16 protein-coding genes are annotated in these 16,938 nt (G+C 54.5%); 9 read left to right on the top strand and 7 right to left on the bottom strand.

Going from position 1 to position 16,938, the window contains the following annotated elements:
- Positions 1 to 106: 106 nt before the first annotated feature.
- The 5 genes from ACSEMK_RS13860 (at position 107) to otsA (ending at position 6,013) form a co-directional block, all read left to right on the top strand.
- Positions 107 to 1,087, top strand: a complete 981-nt coding sequence (locus ACSEMK_RS13860) for an arabinose ABC transporter substrate-binding protein (protein WP_087860664.1) — start codon at positions 107 to 109, stop codon at positions 1,085 to 1,087.
- A 61-nt stretch (positions 1,088 to 1,148) separates the two neighbouring features.
- Positions 1,149 to 2,663: an L-arabinose ABC transporter ATP-binding protein AraG gene (gene araG / locus ACSEMK_RS13855; protein WP_087860526.1), complete on the top strand. Its 1,515-nt coding sequence runs from the start codon at positions 1,149 to 1,151 to the stop codon at positions 2,661 to 2,663.
- A 14-nt stretch (positions 2,664 to 2,677) separates the two neighbouring features.
- On the top strand, positions 2,678 to 3,658 hold the full coding sequence (gene araH, locus ACSEMK_RS13850; protein WP_045390289.1) for an L-arabinose ABC transporter permease AraH: 981 nt from the start codon (positions 2,678 to 2,680) through the stop codon (positions 3,656 to 3,658).
- Positions 3,659 to 3,819: 161 nt separating this feature from the next.
- Positions 3,820 to 4,623: a trehalose-phosphatase gene (gene otsB / locus ACSEMK_RS13845; protein ID WP_113373560.1), complete on the top strand. Its 804-nt coding sequence runs from the start codon at positions 3,820 to 3,822 to the stop codon at positions 4,621 to 4,623.
- The gene (otsA, locus tag ACSEMK_RS13840; protein ID WP_430914554.1) at positions 4,598 to 6,013 is read left to right on the top strand and encodes an alpha,alpha-trehalose-phosphate synthase; all 1,416 of its coding nucleotides are present in this window, start codon (positions 4,598 to 4,600) and stop codon (positions 6,011 to 6,013) included. Before otsB ends, otsA begins: the two co-directional genes overlap by 26 nt.
- Positions 6,014 to 6,041: 28 nt before the next feature.
- On the opposite strand, the gene uspC is transcribed toward otsA, so the two are convergent.
- Positions 6,042 to 6,464, bottom strand: a complete 423-nt coding sequence (uspC, locus tag ACSEMK_RS13835) for a universal stress protein UspC (RefSeq protein ID WP_113373562.1) — start codon at positions 6,462 to 6,464, stop codon at positions 6,042 to 6,044.
- A gap of 358 nt (positions 6,465 to 6,822) precedes the next feature.
- On the opposite strand from uspC, the gene ACSEMK_RS13830 reads away from it, so the two are divergent.
- Both ACSEMK_RS13830 and ACSEMK_RS13825 read left to right on the top strand, forming a co-directional pair.
- A complete protein-coding gene (locus tag ACSEMK_RS13830; protein ID WP_032714837.1) occupies positions 6,823 to 8,406 on the top strand; it encodes an MFS transporter in 1,584 nt (527 codons plus the stop codon).
- Between the two features lie 4 nt (positions 8,407 to 8,410).
- Complete coding sequence (locus tag ACSEMK_RS13825) at positions 8,411 to 9,550, top strand: glycoside hydrolase family 88/105 protein (RefSeq protein WP_213316867.1); 1,140 nt, start codon at positions 8,411 to 8,413, stop codon at positions 9,548 to 9,550.
- Positions 9,551 to 9,629: 79 nt separating this feature from the next.
- Here ACSEMK_RS13825 and argS read toward each other — a convergent pair whose 3' ends face one another.
- Complete coding sequence (gene argS / locus ACSEMK_RS13820) at positions 9,630 to 11,363, bottom strand: arginine--tRNA ligase (RefSeq protein ID WP_435336580.1); 1,734 nt, start codon at positions 11,361 to 11,363, stop codon at positions 9,630 to 9,632.
- 229 nt (positions 11,364 to 11,592) lie between these two features.
- Here argS and ACSEMK_RS13815 point away from each other — a divergent pair, with 229 nt between their 5' ends.
- Positions 11,593 to 12,162 carry a VOC family protein gene (locus ACSEMK_RS13815; RefSeq protein ID WP_430914553.1) on the top strand — a complete coding sequence of 190 codons (570 nt, stop codon included), beginning with the start codon at positions 11,593 to 11,595 and terminating at the stop codon, positions 12,160 to 12,162.
- Positions 12,163 to 12,241: 79 nt separating this feature from the next.
- Entirely contained in the window at positions 12,242 to 12,982 is a 741-nt protein-coding gene (gene cutC, locus ACSEMK_RS13810) for a copper homeostasis protein CutC (RefSeq protein WP_430914552.1), read from the top strand.
- 131 nt (positions 12,983 to 13,113) lie between these two features.
- Here cutC and cmoB read toward each other — a convergent pair whose 3' ends face one another.
- Genes cmoB through ACSEMK_RS13785 form a run of 5 tightly spaced genes read right to left on the bottom strand, consistent with a single transcriptional unit; the run spans position 13,114 to position 16,740 of the window.
- Positions 13,114 to 14,130 carry a tRNA 5-methoxyuridine(34)/uridine 5-oxyacetic acid(34) synthase CmoB gene (gene cmoB, locus ACSEMK_RS13805; protein WP_316424170.1) on the bottom strand — a complete coding sequence of 339 codons (1,017 nt, stop codon included), beginning with the start codon at positions 14,128 to 14,130 and terminating at the stop codon, positions 13,114 to 13,116.
- Positions 14,127 to 14,870, bottom strand: coding sequence for a carboxy-S-adenosyl-L-methionine synthase CmoA (gene cmoA / locus ACSEMK_RS13800; protein WP_015365981.1), 744 nt, complete (start codon positions 14,868 to 14,870; stop codon positions 14,127 to 14,129). Before cmoA ends, cmoB begins: the two co-directional genes overlap by 4 nt.
- A 39-nt stretch (positions 14,871 to 14,909) precedes the next feature.
- The gene (locus tag ACSEMK_RS13795; RefSeq protein ID WP_015365982.1) at positions 14,910 to 15,305 is read right to left on the bottom strand and encodes an MAPEG family protein; all 396 of its coding nucleotides are present in this window, start codon (positions 15,303 to 15,305) and stop codon (positions 14,910 to 14,912) included.
- A gap of 53 nt (positions 15,306 to 15,358) precedes the next feature.
- Positions 15,359 to 16,177 (bottom strand): DUF72 domain-containing protein, encoded by an 819-nt coding sequence (locus ACSEMK_RS13790; RefSeq protein WP_126033858.1) that lies wholly within the window; start codon positions 16,175 to 16,177, stop codon positions 15,359 to 15,361.
- On the bottom strand, positions 16,174 to 16,740 hold the full coding sequence (locus ACSEMK_RS13785) for a hydrolase (RefSeq protein ID WP_430914551.1): 567 nt from the start codon (positions 16,738 to 16,740) through the stop codon (positions 16,174 to 16,176). Before ACSEMK_RS13785 ends, ACSEMK_RS13790 begins: the two co-directional genes overlap by 4 nt.
- Between the last annotated feature and the right edge of the window lie 198 nt (positions 16,741 to 16,938).

Raw genomic sequence — 16,938 nt, 5'->3', positions numbered from 1 at the left:
AACGGCAATGTTGATTGCGTTTTTTCTAATGCCTTGTTTTAAGACTGATAAAAAATTTAAGTCCGATTTTTCCCTACAGAAAAGCGAATTAAAGCTGGAGTTTACCATGCACAAATTTACTAAAGCGCTGGCGGCCATTGGTCTCGCGGCGGTTATGTCACAATCAGCTATGGCTGAAACCCTCAAGCTCGGTTTCCTGGTGAAGCAGCCAGAGGAGCCCTGGTTCCAGACCGAGTGGAAATTTGCTGATAAAGCCGGCAAGGATTTGGGCTTTGAGGTGATTAAAATCGCGGTGCCAGATGGTGAAAAAACGCTTAATGCAATCGACAGCCTCGCCGCCAGCGGCGCGAAGGGATTTGTCATCTGCACCCCGGACCCAAAACTGGGGGCGGCGATTGTTGCCAAGGCTCGCGGCTATGACATGAAAGTTATCACCGTCGACGATCAGTTTGTTAATGCCAAAGGTAAGCCGATGGAGAGCGTGCCGCTGGTTATGATGGCCGCCAGCGAAATCGGCGCTCGTCAGGGGCAGGAATTGTATAAAGAGATGCAAAAACGCGGCTGGGACGTGAAAGATACCGGCGTGATGGCGATTACCGCCGATGAACTGGATACTGCCCGCCGCCGCACCACCGGCTCGATTGACGCACTGAAAGCAGCGGGGTTCCCGGAAAAACAGATCTATCGCGTGCCAACCAAATCCAATGATATCCCAGGGGCCTTCGATGCTGGCAACTCCATGCTGGTTCAGCATCCGCAGGTGAAACACTGGTTAATTGTTGGTATGAACGATAACACCGTGCTGGGCGGCGTACGGGCAACTGAAGGCCAGGGCTTTAAAGCGCCGGACGTTATCGGCATCGGTATTAACGGCGTCGACGCGGTGAACGAGCTTTCGAAAGCCCAGCCGACAGGGTTCTATGGATCTCTGCTGCCAAGCCCGGATATCCATGGCTATAAAACTAGTGAGATGCTCTACAACTGGGTGACCAAAGGTACCGAGCCGCCGAAATTTACCGCCGTGACGGACGTGGTGCTGATTACCCGCGACAACTTCAAGCAAGAGTTGGCTAAGAAAGGGCTGTAAGGCCGGGTTCATTCTGCCTCCCGCGCTGGCGGGAGGTTATGCGTAGTTGAGCGGAGTCGTTATGCAACAATCTACCCCTTATCTCTCATTTCGCGGTATCACCATGACGTTCCCGGGCGTTAAAGCACTGTCTGACATTAGCTTTGACTGCTATCGCGGGCAGATCCATGCGCTGATGGGTGAAAACGGCGCCGGGAAGTCCACTCTCTTAAAAATTCTCAGCGGTAATTACATTCCAACCGCCGGGCATTTGCAAATTGATAGCCAGCAAATGGCATTCACGAATACTACCGCTGCGCTGAATGCTGGCGTAGCGATTATTTATCAGGAACTTCATCTGATCCCGGAAATGACCGTGGCGGAGAATATCTATCTGGGCCAGTTGCCGCATAAAGGCGGCATTGTGAACCGGTCATTGCTGAACTATGAAGCGCGGCTGCAGCTGGAGCATCTGGGGCTGGATATCGACCCGGAAACGCCGCTGAAGTATTTGTCGATCGGCCAGTGGCAGATGGTAGAGATCGCCAAGGCGCTGGCGCGTAACGCGAAGATCATCGCTTTCGATGAACCTACCAGCTCACTCTCTGCACGCGAAATCGACAATTTGTTTCGCGTCATCCGCGAACTGCGTGAAGAAGGGCGGGTGATTATTTACGTCTCGCACCGTATGGAGGAAATTTTCGCCCTCAGCGATGCCATTACCGTGTTTAAAGATGGCCGCTACGTGCGCACCTTCGATGACATGCGGCTGGTGGATCACGATGCCCTCGTGCAAGCGATGGTAGGGCGTAATCTTGGCGATATCTACGGCTGGAAAGCGCGTGAATATGGCAGCGAGCGGTTACGACTGGATCAGGTTAAAGCGCCAGGCGTCAGAATGCCGATCAGTTTATCGGTACGCAGCGGCGAAATCGTCGGCTTGTTCGGTCTGGTCGGGGCCGGACGCAGTGAATTAATGAAAGGGCTGTTTGGCGGCAGCAGAATTACCGGCGGTCAGGTCTATATCGACGGTCAGGCGATAAACATTCGCAAACCCGCGCAGGCGATTCAGGCGGGAATGATGCTGTGTCCGGAGGATCGCAAAGCTGAGGGCATCATTCCGGTACATTCGGTGCGCGACAACATCAATATCAGCGCGCGACGTAAGCATATTCATGCCGGCTGCCTGATTAACAACGCCTGGGAAGCGAGTAATGCCGAACAGCATATCAAATCGCTCAATATCAAAACCCCAGGAGCTGAACAGTTAATTATGAATCTCTCCGGTGGTAATCAGCAGAAGGCTATTCTTGGTCGCTGGTTGTCGGAAGAGATGAAGGTCATCCTGCTTGATGAACCGACCCGCGGCATCGATGTTGGCGCAAAGCATGAAATCTACAACGTTATCTATGCGCTGGCGGCTTCTGGCGTGGCGGTCGTTTTTGCCTCCAGCGACCTGCCAGAGGTGCTCGGCGTCGCTGACCGAATCGTCGTCATGCGCGAAGGTGAAGTGGCCGGTGAATTGCTGCATGAAGACGCGAATGAACAGCAGGCGCTGAGCCTTGCGATGCCTAAAGTCAGCCAGGCCGTAGCCTGATTAAGGAGTGAATGATGTCATCTGTAACTACGCCCAGCGCCGCACGATCCTCTTTCAGCTTCGGCCGAATCTGGGATCAGTTTGGTATGCTGGTGGTCTTCGCCGTGTTGTTCATCGGCTGCGTGATCTTTGTTCCTAACTTTGCCTCTTTCGTCAATATGAAAGGGCTGGGGCTGGCGATTTCCATGTCGGGAATGGTTGCCTGCGGTATGTTGTTCTGCCTGGCCTCCGGGGATTTCGATCTGTCAGTCGCTTCGGTCATTGCCTGTGCCGGTGTGACGACGGCAGTCGTTATTAATCTCACCGAAAGTCTGTGGATTGGTATTGCCGCCGGATTACTATTGGGGGCGGTCAGCGGGCTGGTGAATGGTTTTGTTATTGCGCGTTTGAAAATCAACGCGCTAATCACAACTCTGGCTACCATGCAAATCGTCCGCGGGCTGGCCTATATTATTTCCGATGGTAAAGCGGTTGGCATTGAGGATGAACGTTTCTTCACCCTGGGTTATGCCAACTGGCTTGGTCTGCCGGCGCCTATCTGGCTGACGGTTGCCTGCCTGATCGTCTTTGGGCTGCTACTGAATAAAACCACCTTTGGCCGCAACACGCTGGCCATAGGGGGCAATGAAGAGGCGGCGCGCCTGGCAGGGGTGCCGGTTGTTCGTACCAAGATCATCATCTTCGTTCTTTCAGGTCTGGTATCGGCGGCGGCGGGGATTATCCTGGCTTCGCGCATGACCAGCGGGCAGCCTATGACCTCAATTGGTTATGAACTGATTGTGATCTCGGCCTGTGTCCTGGGCGGCGTCTCGCTAAAAGGCGGGATCGGTAAGATCTCTTATGTGGTGGCCGGGATCCTGATCCTGGGTACCGTGGAGAATGCGATGAACCTGCTGAACATCTCGCCATTCTCGCAATATGTGGTCCGCGGGGTAATATTGCTGGCAGCGGTTATCTTCGACCGTTACAAGCAAAAAGCGAAACGTTCGCATTAATTGCGCGCAACTTTTAAGTCTACTCCTAATGTCCCGCCGGCGCCCGCTGCGCTGGCGGTGACTATCAAAAATGGCGAGGCTGGTCACACTGTCTATACTTACATGGCTAACAATTAGTTAACAACCAGCATAACGCTGGCCATGATAAGGAGGAACACAGGGTGGCTGACCAGATATCTGTACCGCCTGAGCTAACCGGAAACCACGCTTTTTTTCTGGATCTTGACGGCACGCTTGCCGATATCAAACCTCATCCCGATCAGGTTGTTATCCCCGAAGACGTCCTTCAGATGTTGCGATTACTGGCACAGCAGCAACATGACGCTGTGGCATTGATTTCAGGGCGCTCACTCGCAGAGCTCGATGCACTTACCCGTCACTGGCGATTACCGCTTGCCGGCGTCCACGGGGCTGAACGCCGCGATATCAATGGAAAAAGACATGACGTATCACTACCGCCGGCGCTCAGCCGTGAAGTCGGCGAAGCATTAACGTCGGCGCTCCAGACGTTGCCTGGCAGTGAACTGGAAGATAAAGGCATCGCTTTTGCGCTGCACTATCGCCAGGCGCCACAACACCAGAGCGCCATCCTGGCATTGGCGCAGGAAATCGTACAGCGTTATCCGATTCTGGCCATTCAGCAAGGGAAGTGTGTCGTAGAGATCAAGCCACGTGGCATTAACAAAGGTGAAGCGATTGCCGCGTTTATGCGGGAAGCGCCTTTTGCGGGACGAACGCCGGTATTTATCGGCGATGACCTGACTGATGAGGCGGGTTTTACTATGGTTAATCAATTAGGCGGAATATCGATAAAAGTTGGACAAGGCGACACACAGGCGCGCTGGCGGCTGGCAAATGTTGCCGCCGTACATCAGTGGTTACGTCATGTCGTCGACAATACGCAATGCCTGGATGTATTCACTAACGGGAGGGATGACCATGGGTCGTTTAGTCGTAGTATCTAACCGTATTGCAACGCCGAATGATAAAAAGGCCAGCGCAGGCGGCCTGGCGGTGGGCATTTTAGGTGCGCTGAAGGCGAGCGGCGGCACGTGGTTTGGTTGGAGTGGGGAAATCGGCGATGATAACCAGCCGTTGAAGAAGGTGAGTAAGGGGGATATTTCCTGGGCCTCATTCAACCTGAGCGAAGAAGACCACGAACTCTACTACAATCAATTTTCCAATGCGGTGCTATGGCCCGCTTTTCACTATCGTCTCGACTTAGTCAATTTTCAGCGTCCGGCCTGGGATGGCTATTTACGCGTTAACGCTGCCGTGGCGCAAAAGCTGCTGCCGCTGCTAGCCGACGACGATATGATTTGGGTTCATGATTATCATCTGTTGCCATTTGCCAGCGAATTACGCAAAAACGGTGTGAAGAACCGCATCGGCTTTTTCCTGCATATTCCGTTCCCGACGCCAGAAATATTCAACGCTTTACCTCCACATGCGGAGCTTCTTGAACAGCTTTGTGATTATGATTTGCTCGGCTTTCAGACCGAAAATGACCGACAGGCATTTGTTGATTGCGTCGCCCAGCAAACCACCTTATGTGAAGTGGGGCATCAGCAATACCGCGCCTGGGGCAAGACGTTCCGTACTGCCGTCTATCCGATAAGCATTGAGCCTCAGGAGGTCGCGCACAGCGCCAGCGGGCCGTTGCCGCCGAAGTTGGCTCAATTGAAAGCTGAACTAAAAGGCGTTAAGAATATTTTTTCCGTTGAGCGGCTGGATTACTCCAAGGGGTTGCCGGAGCGTTTTCAGGCTTACGAGGCGCTATTGGAAAACTACCCGCAGCATCGTGGGAAAATTCGCTATACCCAGATAGCGCCCACTTCGCGGGGTGATGTTCAGGCGTATCAGGATATCCGCCATCAGCTGGAAACGGCCGCCGGACGAATCAACGGCCACTATGGTCAACTGGGGTGGACGCCGCTGTATTATCTGAATCAGCATTTCGATCGCAAACTGCTCATGAAGGTATTTCGTTATTCCGACGTGGGGCTTGTCACGCCGCTGCGCGACGGCATGAACCTCGTAGCCAAGGAGTTTGTCGCCGCACAGGATCCCGCAAACCCAGGGGTGCTGGTGTTATCGCAGTTCGCTGGCGCGGCTAATGAACTGACTTCCGCGCTCATCGTCAACCCCTACGATCGCGATGAAGTGGCGGCGGCGCTGGATCGCGCACTTACGATGCCGCTTGCCGAGCGAATTATTCGCCATGGCAAAATGCTCAAGGCGATCGAGAGTAATGATATTGATAACTGGCAGGCGCAGTTTGTTGCCGATCTAAAGCGGGTAAAGTCGCATGAAGATAGCTGCCAGCAGCCAACCGTAGTTACTCCCTCCGCGTAGTCAAAACGGCTGATGCTTCGGCATCAGCTTATTCCAGGGAAACCAACAGCACATCAACGCCGCTGCTGCCGACGATATTCTTCGCTGAACAGGTCGCGCGGGAAAACAGGCTCTGGTTATGGTTGCCGCAGATCACCAGGTCGACGTGATGCTGACGACAAAAATCCTTCACGTGATGACAAAGCTCGCCGCTGGCGATAGTCATTTTGCTGATGGGATACTCCGCCTGGGCGGCGAGTTCATTAAGAAAGCTACGTGTCTCCTCCTGCATAATCTCACGCAAATTCTCCATCATCGGCGCGGCGAACTGATTATACATCTCCGGATCTGTCGCCAGCGTGATCAGGCTGACCTGCGCATTGAACGGACGTGCTATAGACACCGCTTTATTGACCAACATGCGGCTTTCCGGCGTTGGGGCGACGGCGACTAACAGATGAGAGTAGGGCATCTAGCCTCCTTGAGATACGCAACGGGACCTTTCTACTTTCTTTACTCCTAATTCCATTTTTCCACAAGGGGTATTCGCGCGGTTGAAAACGCCTTTCTGCGAACGTGTGGTATCAGATTCTGGCAGCTGACTCGCAAAAATGATTCCCTCTTTTGCTTTAAAAGAAACGCTGTTTTATAAATCGGTGACGCATGTTGCCCGGCCCTTTGTTTTTTTGCCACTGAATGATTGGTACTGGCAAAAATGCAAAGGTAAGCCGGTTTTCATGATCTTACTGTAGCCATGTATCCGCAAAACTTCGGTATAGCCCGTGGTAAGACCGAAGTTATCTAATAAAAAAGAGACAGGATTTACGGCGATGAAAACACGAAAAATCGGTTTGGCTAATTATCTCGCCTATGGTTCCGGCGATTTTCTCGGCGCGGGAACCACCGCGCTAACCGCAGCATGGCTACTCTATTTTTACACCACCTTCTGCGGGCTATCGCCCATTGAGGCGACGCTCATTTTCGCCACCGCGCGCGTGCTCGACGCGGTCGTCAGCCCGCTGATGGGCTTCTTAACCGATAACTTTGGCTCTACCTGGCTGGGTAAGCGGTTCGGCAGACGCAAATTTTTTATTTTGCTCGGGATTCCCTGCGTTTTTAGCTACTCAATGATGTGGGTAGGCGATATGGGATTCTGGTACTACCTCGCAACTTATCTGCTGTTTGATATTGTCTATACCATGATTCTGGTGCCTTACGAGACGCTGGTGCCGGAGATGACCGATGATTTCAAACAGAAAACCAAATTTTCCGGCGCGCGTATTTCCATGGCGCAAATGTCGGCGATTTTAGCCTCGTTTTTACCGGGGATCCTGCTCACCCAACTAGGTAAAGATAACGCCAGCTCATTTTTTTACGCAAGCCTGGTCTTTTCGGTGCTGTGCGCGCTAATGCTGACCTTCGTCTGGTTTTTCACCTGGGAACGCCCGCGGGAAGCGTGGTCTGAAGCGGCGCTACGCGCGGAAGAAGAAAAGCGCAACTTAACCCTCGCGCAGAGTCTTAATCGCCTGTTTATTGAACTCAGCTCTACGCTGCGCATTAAAATCTTCCGCCAGCATCTTGGTATGTATCTGGGCGGCTATATCGCGCAGGACGTGTTCAACGCCGTGTTTACCTATTACGTGGTCTTTGTGCTGATGCAGGACGCCTCTGTCGCCTCTAACCTGCTCGGCACGATGGCTATCTTCCAGTTCATCGCGGTTATCGCCATGATCCCGCTCTGCATCCGCTTTGGCCCGGCGCCTTCATACCGCATGGTAGTGGTGTTGTTTGGTTTGAGCTCTCTCTCTTATGCCGTGCTCTATTACGCGGGGCTGAGCGACGTCTATTCATTATTACTGCTCATTTCCGCGATCGCGGGCCTGGGGCGCGGCGGCATTAATTACGTGCCGTGGAATACCTACACCTATATTGCCGACGTCGACGAAGTCATTACCGGCCAGCGTCGGGAGGGCATTTTCGCCGGTATTATGACGCTGACCCGCAAAGCATCGCAGGCGGGGGCGGTGATGCTGGTTGGTATCATCATGCAACTATCGGGCTTTGTTTCCGGGCAAAAAATTCAGCCGGAAGGCGTTAGTCACACCATTCTGTTGATCCTTAGCGTCGGTACTTTAGTGGTGCTGGCCTGCGGCTTCCTGGTCTCCCTGCGCTTTAAACTCAATTTACATACGCACAGTGTGCTCCGCGCCGAGACGCTGGTGATGCGTGATATCGGTTACGCACAGCCCGAGCAGGCGACGGCGGAAAACCGCGCGGTAGTTGAGATGCTGGCGGGAATGCCTTACGACTGCCTGTGGGGTAATAACAACATTGGCTACCTGAATCGCAATAAACCTGCCGCCCCGGCGCTGAATCAGGGCGGCACTTTGAATTCGACATATACCAGAGGTTAAGAACATGAAAGTTTGGCCGGTCAAACATAGCCCATTATTGCGTCAGCCTGAGCGCTTTATCGCTCGCAGTGAGCTTCAGGCATTGATCCGTAATGTGACGCAAAACCTGGTGAATATTAAGGATGAAAGCGGGCAGTTTTTACTTCGGCTGGACGACGGGCGGGTCATCGATACCAAAGGCTGGGCCGGTTGGGAATGGACCCACGGCGTTGGGCTGTACGGCATCTACCAGTATTATCAACAAACCGGCGATATCGCGATGCGCGATATCATTGACGGCTGGTTCGCCGACCGCTTCGCCGAAGGGGCTACCACCAAAAACGTCAATACCATGGCGCCGTTTCTGACGCTGGCTTATCGCTATGAAGAGACCGGGCGTCAGGAGTATCTACCATGGCTCGATAGCTGGGCCGAGTGGGCGATGCATGAGATGCCGCGCACCGAGCAGGGGGGCATGCAGCACATTACCCTGGCGGAAGAGAACCATCAGCAGATGTGGGATGACACGCTGATGATGACGGTGCTGCCGCTAGCCAAAATCGGTAAATTACTAAATCGTCCGCAGTACATTGAAGAAGCAACCTATCAGTTTTTGCTGCACGTACAGAACCTGATGGATAAAGAGACTGGCCTGTGGTTCCACGGCTGGAATTACGACGGTCGGCACAACTTTGCGCGTGCGCGCTGGGCGCGAGGTAACAGCTGGCTCACCATCGTGATCCCGGACTTCCTTGAGCTGGTGGATTTGCCAGAGGGCAGTGCGTTACGCCGCTATCTGCTACAGGTGCTGAATGCGCAAATTGCCGCGTTAGCGAAATGTCAGGATGAGAGCGGGCTTTGGCATACCCTGCTCGACGATCCGCATTCCTATCTTGAAGCGTCAGCGACGGCGGGCTTCGCTTACGGCATCCTGAAAGCGATACGCAAGCGTTATGTCGGGGCGGAGTACACCGAGGTTGCCGAAAAGGCGATACGCGGGATTGTGCGAAATATTTCACCAGAGGGGGAACTGCTGCAAACCTCGTTTGGTACCGGAATGGGCTCCGATCTCGATTTTTACCGGCAAATTCCGCTCACCTCGATGCCGTACGGCCAGGCGATGGCGATTCTTTGTCTGACGGAGTATCTGCGCAAATATTTCTGATAGCGGCATTGATTCCCCGGCCGCGCTGTGCGGACCGGGGCGACGAATAAAACAAACCCGGCTTTCACCGGGTTTGTTTTTACATCCGCTCTACGGTCTCAATACCCAGAGTATCAAGACCCAGCTTCAGCGTCTTCGCCGTCAGCAGCGCCAGTTTCAGGCGGCTATTACGGGCCTCTTCGCTTTCGGCGCTGAGGATCGGGCAGTGTTCGTAGAAACCAGAGAACAGACCGGCCAGATCGTACAGGTAGGCGCACATTACGTGCGGAGTACCTTCACGGGCGACGACGGCCAGCGTTTCTTCGAACTGCAGCAGGCGGGCAGCCAACTGCGCTTCACGATCTTCACTAATAACTACCGGCGCGGCAGCCAGCGCGCTTTCGTCGATACCGGCTTTACGGAACACCGACAGCACACGGGTATAGGCATACTGCATGTAAGGCGCGGTATTACCTTCGAACGCCAGCATGTTGTCCCAGTCAAAAATGTAATCGGTAGTGCGGTTTTTCGACAGATCGGCATATTTCACCGCGCCGATACCCACCGCATTGGCCAGTTTTTCCAGCTCATCGGCCGGCATATCCGGATTCTTCTCGGCGACCAGACGGCGTGCGCGCTCCAGCGCTTCGTCCAGCAGATCGGCCAGTTTAACGGTACCGCCGGCGCGGGTTTTAAACGGTTTACCATCTTTACCGAGCATCATGCCGAACATGTGGTGTTCCAGCGGTACGGACTCCGGTACATAGCCGGCTTTACGGACAATAGTCCATGCCTGCATCAGGTGCTGATGCTGACGAGAGTCGATGTAGTAGAGCACGCGGTCGGCATGCAGCGTTTCATAACGGTATTTTGCGCAGGCGATATCGGTAGTGGTGTAGAGGTAGCCGCCATCCTTTTTCTGGATGATGACGCCCATCGGTTCGCCTTCTTTGTTTTTGTATTCATCAAGGAAGACCACGGTCGCGCCTTCGCTCTCGACGGCCATGCCTTTTGCTTTCAGATCGGCAACGATCCCCGGCAGCATCGGGTTGTACAGGCTTTCACCCATCACATTATCGCGGGTCAGAGTGACATTCAGGCGATCGTAGGTGATCTGGTTTTGCGACATGGTGATGTCGACCAGTTTGCGCCACATCTGCAGGAAGTACTCGTCGCCGCCCTGCAGCTTAACCACATAGCTACGCGCGCGCTCGGCGAAGGCTTCGTCTTCGTCATAGTGCTTTTTCGCTTCGCGGTAGAAACCTTCGAGGTCGGCCAGCGCCATTTCGCCGGCGTTTTCCTGCTGCTGCTTTTCCAGATAAGCGATGAGCATCCCGAACTGGGTACCCCAGTCACCGACGTGGTTGGCGCGGATAACGCGATGGCCGAGGAATTCCAGAGTACGTACCGAGGCATCGCCGATGATGGTTGAACGCAGATGGCCGACGTGCATCTCTTTCGCCACGTTCGGCGCGGAGTAGTCAACAACGATAGTCTGCGGCTGTGGTTTCGCCACGCCCAGGCGCTCGGACTGCAGCGCGAGATTGACGTTGTCCGCCAGGAAGGCTGGATCGAGGAAAATATTGATAAAGCCCGGTCCGGCGATTTCGACTTTATTGGCAATGCCGTTCAGATCGAGATGAGACAGTACCTGCTCTGCAAGTTGTCGCGGCGCCATGCCCAGTTTTTTGGCCACCGCCATCACGCCATTGGCCTGATAGTCGCCGAACTGAACTTTTGCTGACTGGCGGACCTGAGGTTCGCAATCGGCAGGCGCGCCTGCCGCGATCAGGGCCTGGCTGACTTTTTCTGAGAGAAGAGCCTGAATATTCACCGGAATACCTTACTTTTAAGGCGCGAGAACCCCTGTGGGGCGGCGCCGGAACATGGACAAATTAAGGCGGGAGTATACTGCATTTGCGCCCAGCCGTCAGCACCGCGCGCAAGTTGAAAATCAGCACGCTTAATGAATAACCATCCGTCATCCCGGCGCGCGGATTGGCGGTTGGTCGGGGCGGCGAAACAGGATAAATTAGCCTTTTTAGCGATCACCGAGGCGCAAGATGGCAAACTGGCAGCAAATTGATGAACTGAATGATATTTCGGCGGATTTACCGCGTTTTAGCGATGCCATACTGGCGCTGGCGGTTCGTCTGGGGCTGGATATGACACCGCTGGACGCCGATCATATTTCGCTGCGTTGTCATCAAAATACGACGGCGGAGCGCTGGCGGCAGGGGCTGGAGCGTTGCGGCACGTTGCTATCGGAAAATATCATTAATGGCCGCCCCATTTGCTTATTTAAGCTTGCCGAACCCATTTGTGTCGCCCACTGGCGCTTTACGGTTGTGGAGTTGCCCTGGCCGGGTGAAAAACGTTACCCGCACGAAGGCTGGGAGCATATCGAAATCGTTCTGCCGGGTGACCCGGAAACCCTCAATGCCCGCGCCCTGGCGCTACTTTCTGATGATGGACTCAGCCAGCCGGGGATTTTTGTGAAAACCAGTGCGCCGAAAGGGGAGCGTGAACGTTTGCCGAACCCGACGCTGGCGGTCACGGATGGCAAAGTGACCATTAAATTCCATCCCTGGTCGATCGAGCAAATCGTTGCCAGCGAGCGATCCGATACTTAACAGTGTGAAGCGGCGCGGCGTCTGTGAGGATAAATCGTGACATGCTGTGTTGCCCGTAATGAAAATGGAGAAGGGAACGATGTTGCTGGAAGTCTGCTGCTATAGCATGGAGTGCGCGCTGGAGGCGCAGCGTTGCGGCGCCGATCGCATTGAACTGTGCGCCGCGCCGCAGGAGGGCGGATTAACGCCGTCGCTGGGCGTGCTGCGTTCGGTGCGAAACAAGATCTCGATTCCGGTTCATCCGATTATTCGCCCGCGCGGCGGCGATTTTTGTTACACCGACGGCGAGTTTGCCGCCATGCTGGATGATGTGGCGACGGTCAGAGATCTGGGTTTTGCGGGTCTGGTGATTGGTGTGCTCGATGCTGACGGCCAGGTGGATATCGCCCGCATGCAAAAAATTATGGCGGCGGCGGGTTCGCTGGCGGTGACCTTCCATCGTGCCTTTGATATGTGCGCCGACCCGCGTCAGGCCTGGCATTCGCTTGCTGAACTGGGCGTTGCGCGCATCCTCACTTCCGGTCAACGGCCAACGGCGGAACAAGGTCTTGCAAAAATTATGGAACTAATTGCCCTGGGTGATACTCCAATCATTATGGCCGGAGCGGGAGTGCGGGCTGCCAATCTCCAACAATTTCTGCAGGCAGGCCTCAAAGAGGTACATAGTTCCGCGGGGCAGTGGTTGCCATCGCCGATGCGCTTTCGTAATCCGGGGTTATCGATGTCCACCGACGCAGATGCCGACGAATATTGCCGCTATGCCGTTAACGGCGAGGCGGTGGCGGAAATGAAACAGATTATTTCTGCCGCGCGGGGTTAACCCGCGAAGATGACCGTTTTTTGCTGCACATCATGTCGCCCAATATGATGATTGCCCGTACCAGGCCCCTGCAATTTCAACAGGGGCCTTTTTTTATCCCGCGAGCGCCACCAGTGGTCGGCTGAGGTGAATTACGCCCTGGCCGCGGCCGCTTTTTTGGCCAGCGACTGCTGCGTTTCTGGTTTAGTGGCGACGATCACCGCACGCAGCGGCGCGGGGTAACCTTCCAGCGTTTTGCTGCTGTCACGCGGATCGAGGAAATCGGCGAGTGATTCCGTCGTCATCCATTCGGTGCGGCGCTGCTCTTCGCTGGTGGTCACACAGGTGTCAACAATGCGCACATCGATGAATCCGCACTTCTCCAGCCACTGTTTCAGCGCGGCTGCGGAAGGAATGAAATAAACGTTACGCATTTGCGCGTAGCGGTCACCGGGCACCAGCACCGTATTTTCATCGCCTTCAACGACCAGCGTCTCCAGTACCAGCTCGCCGCCGGGGGCTAGCTGATCTTTGAGCTGCCACAGATGATCCAGCGGGGAACGGCGGTGATACAGCACGCCCATCGAAAAGACGGTATCAAAAGCTTCCAGCGCCGGCAGTTGTTCGATGCCGAGCGGCAGCAGGTGCGCGCGCTGATCGTTGCCGATGAGTTTACGCACTGCTTCAAACTGGCATAAGAACAGCTGGGTTGGGTCGATACCGACCGCCAGATGCGCGCCGGCGCCGATCATTCGCCACATGTGATAACCACTGCCGCAGCCGACATCAAGGATAGTACGACCGGTGAGATCGGAAAGATGAGGCAGCACGCGTTCCCATTTCAGGTCGGAACGCCATTCGGTATCGATATTAATGCCATACAGCGAATAAGGGCCTTTACGCCACGGCATCAGGTTTCGCAGCAGATTTTCAATTCGCAGCTGGTGGCCTTCGCTGAGTGGCGTTTCGCTTTCCGCCGTGACGCTATGCAATAGATCGAGACGCCAGGGCGACAGTTCGGGCAGAAACTCAACGGCGCGTTCCCATTCACGAAACTTGCCGTGCAGCGCTTCGCGTTGCCAGGCCGCGACCTGAGCGGGCAAGGTTTCCAGCCAGTGGGAGAGCGGCCCTTTCGCGATCAACTGATAAAAATTACTGAAGTCGATCATGCCCGTTCCTCGGATTTAACCGCCACCAACGAACCAAAGTTAAAACATTGGAACCACAGTTCGGCATGTTCAAACCCGGCCTGGCGCAGACGCGCTTTGTGGGTTTCCACCGAATCCGTCAGCATCACGTTTTCCAGCATGCTGCGTTTCTGGCTGATTTCCAGTTCGCTATAGCCATTGGCGCGCTTGAAGTCATGGTGCATGTTGAACAGCAGTTCGCCGACGTTGGCGTCTTCGAAGCTAAATTTTTCGGAAAGCACCAGCGCGCCGCCAGGATTTAGCCCCTGATAGACTTTATCAAGGATCGCCTGACGTTCGCTTGGTTCGAGGAACTGAATAGTGAAGTTCAAGACGACCATCGAAGCATTTTCAATGGCGATATGGCGAATATCGCCCTCAATAACCTCAACCGGCGTTGGCGCTTTATAGGCATCAATATGACGACGGCAGCGTTCTACCATCGCCGGGGAGTTATCAATGGCGATAATTTTGCATCCCGGATGCGCGATATTGCGACGCACGGAAAGCGTCGCGGCGCCGAGCGAGCAGCCGAGATCGTAAACCTGTGTATTTGGCTGAACAAAACGCTCAGCCAGCATGCCGATCATTGAAATAATATTGGAGTAACCAGGAACGGAGCGCTGGATCATATCCGGGAAGACTTCGGCTACCCGTTCATCAAAGGTCCAGTCGCCGAGACTGGCAATCGGCGCGGAAAAAAGCGTATCGCGGTGAGACATAACGTTAAACCCGAAAAAACGAAAACGGCGTATTGTGCGCTAACGCAGGGAGAAAACCAACTCCCAGGGCATATACCACAGGTTAGCCAGCACCATCAGCAACAGCGAGCACCAGGTAGCGCTCATTCCGGAACGCCGCCAGCGGAACAGGCGATGATGGAAACCATAGGAGTGCATCAGGCGTCCGGCAATCAGCAAAATACCGCAAACGTGCACCATCCAGGTTAGCGCGCCGTTCATTTCCATGAACAGCAGCAAGATAAGCCCAATGGGGACGTATTCCACCGCATTGCCATGAACGCGAATAGCGACCTGTAGTTCGCTAAAACCACCGTCGCCATAGCCGACGCGATACTGCATGCGCAGACGTACCACGTCGAAGGAAAACTTGATTAACAATAACGCACCCAAAACCGCATACAGCGCGCTGACCATACCCAAAACTCCCTTTAATTATGTCAGGTGGCTCCGACTATCATAGCAGGATATCAGAAAAGCGAGGATTGCTGCGGAATTGACGGCGCGGCGCCGACGCCCGGCAGCACCGCACGTAAATCTTCCCATAGCGTATCCACCAGTTCAGGCGCCTGGGCGATATCCGGGGTATGTAGAAACAGCCATGGCGTGGCTGACTGATGCCACTTTGGCAGCGTCTGTAGCCAGACGCGAAATAATTCGCGATTCTGCGCCATATCATCGCTGCCGATAAAACGCACCATCGGTTGCTCCGCGGTCATGACCGCGTGAACCGGAACTTTGGGTTTCTTTTTTTGCGCGTCAATCATCGCCGGATTACGCGCGACGGCGCTATGCACCGGGCGGCTATCGAGGATAACTCGATTGGCGTTGCGCTGGTGTAGCCCGCGATTAAGCTGCTGTTCGGCATCGCCTTTGGCGAAAAACTCGGGATGGCGAACTTCAACGCCGTAAGTGAAGTTTTTCGGTAGCGTATCGAGAAAATGCCACAGGGCAGGGAGGTCTCGTGGCCCGAAGGTGGCGGGCAACTGCAACCAGTACTGGCCGATGCGCGATTCCAGCGGCGCCAGACGGGTAAAAAATTCGTGGCTTAAATCGTCGCAGTCGCGCAGCGCCGCCTGATGCGAAATCGTGGCCGGGAATTTGAAACAGAACCGAAAATCATCGTGAGTTTGTTGATACCAGCGATCGACTATCTCGGCCTTTGGTAAGGCATACAGGGTGGTATTACCCTCCACGCAGTTGAAATGGCGGGCATACTCTTCAAGGCCGGTGATGCCAAGGCGCACCCATTTAGGGTGCGACCATTGCGGGAGCCCGATATAAATCATAAGGCGGCGAGAATGTCCTTAGTGCTGCGCACGCGGGCGATGCGCGGGAAGATATGCGTCATACTGCCCTGGTGCTGCTCGGCGGAAGCGGCGCTGCACGCATCCTCGGCAATGACCAGATTAAAACCGAGTTCCCAGCCATTGCGGGCGGTGGATTCCACGCCGATATTGGTGGAGATACCGCAAAGAATAATGGTGTCGATACCGCGGCGGCGAAGCTGTAGTTCAAGATCGGTACCGTAGAACGCGCCCCATTGGCGTTTCGTCACTTCAATATCGCTATCTTGTTTGCCAAGCGTTGGCGGATAGAGCCACCAGTTTTCAGGCAACTTCGCGGCGCCAGCCTGGGCATCCACCGGCTGTTTTAACGCTTCAGCGAAATCGGCGGACCAGCCGACGCGAACCATGATGACGGGCGAATCCTGTTGACGACATTTTTCAGCCAGCTTTGCCGCGCGCGCCACCACCTCGTCGGCGCGGTGCGGGCCGCCGGCAAAGGGTAAAATGCCTTCTTGCAGGTCAATAACGACCAGCGCGGTTTTTTTCGCATTGAGTTCTAACATGGTATCCCCGTATCTTGTTCTGTTGTCAGGCCGCTACAATACCGTTGCTAATTCAGCTCAAGGGTAACAAATTTTGTTAATTTATGTGAGCACAAGCAATAAGCGCGCAGCAAAGCAGCGTACAAACTGCGTCGGGCTTATCGTCAGACAGAATTTCCAGTATAATAGCCGCCTTTTTTCATTCAGTAGTGACATTCA

This window comes from Klebsiella sp. K-3 (assembly GCF_051207495.1).
Lineage (GTDB): Bacteria > Pseudomonadota > Gammaproteobacteria > Enterobacterales > Enterobacteriaceae > Klebsiella > Klebsiella aerogenes.
This window is presented reverse-complemented; position numbering and strand designations above follow the sequence as displayed.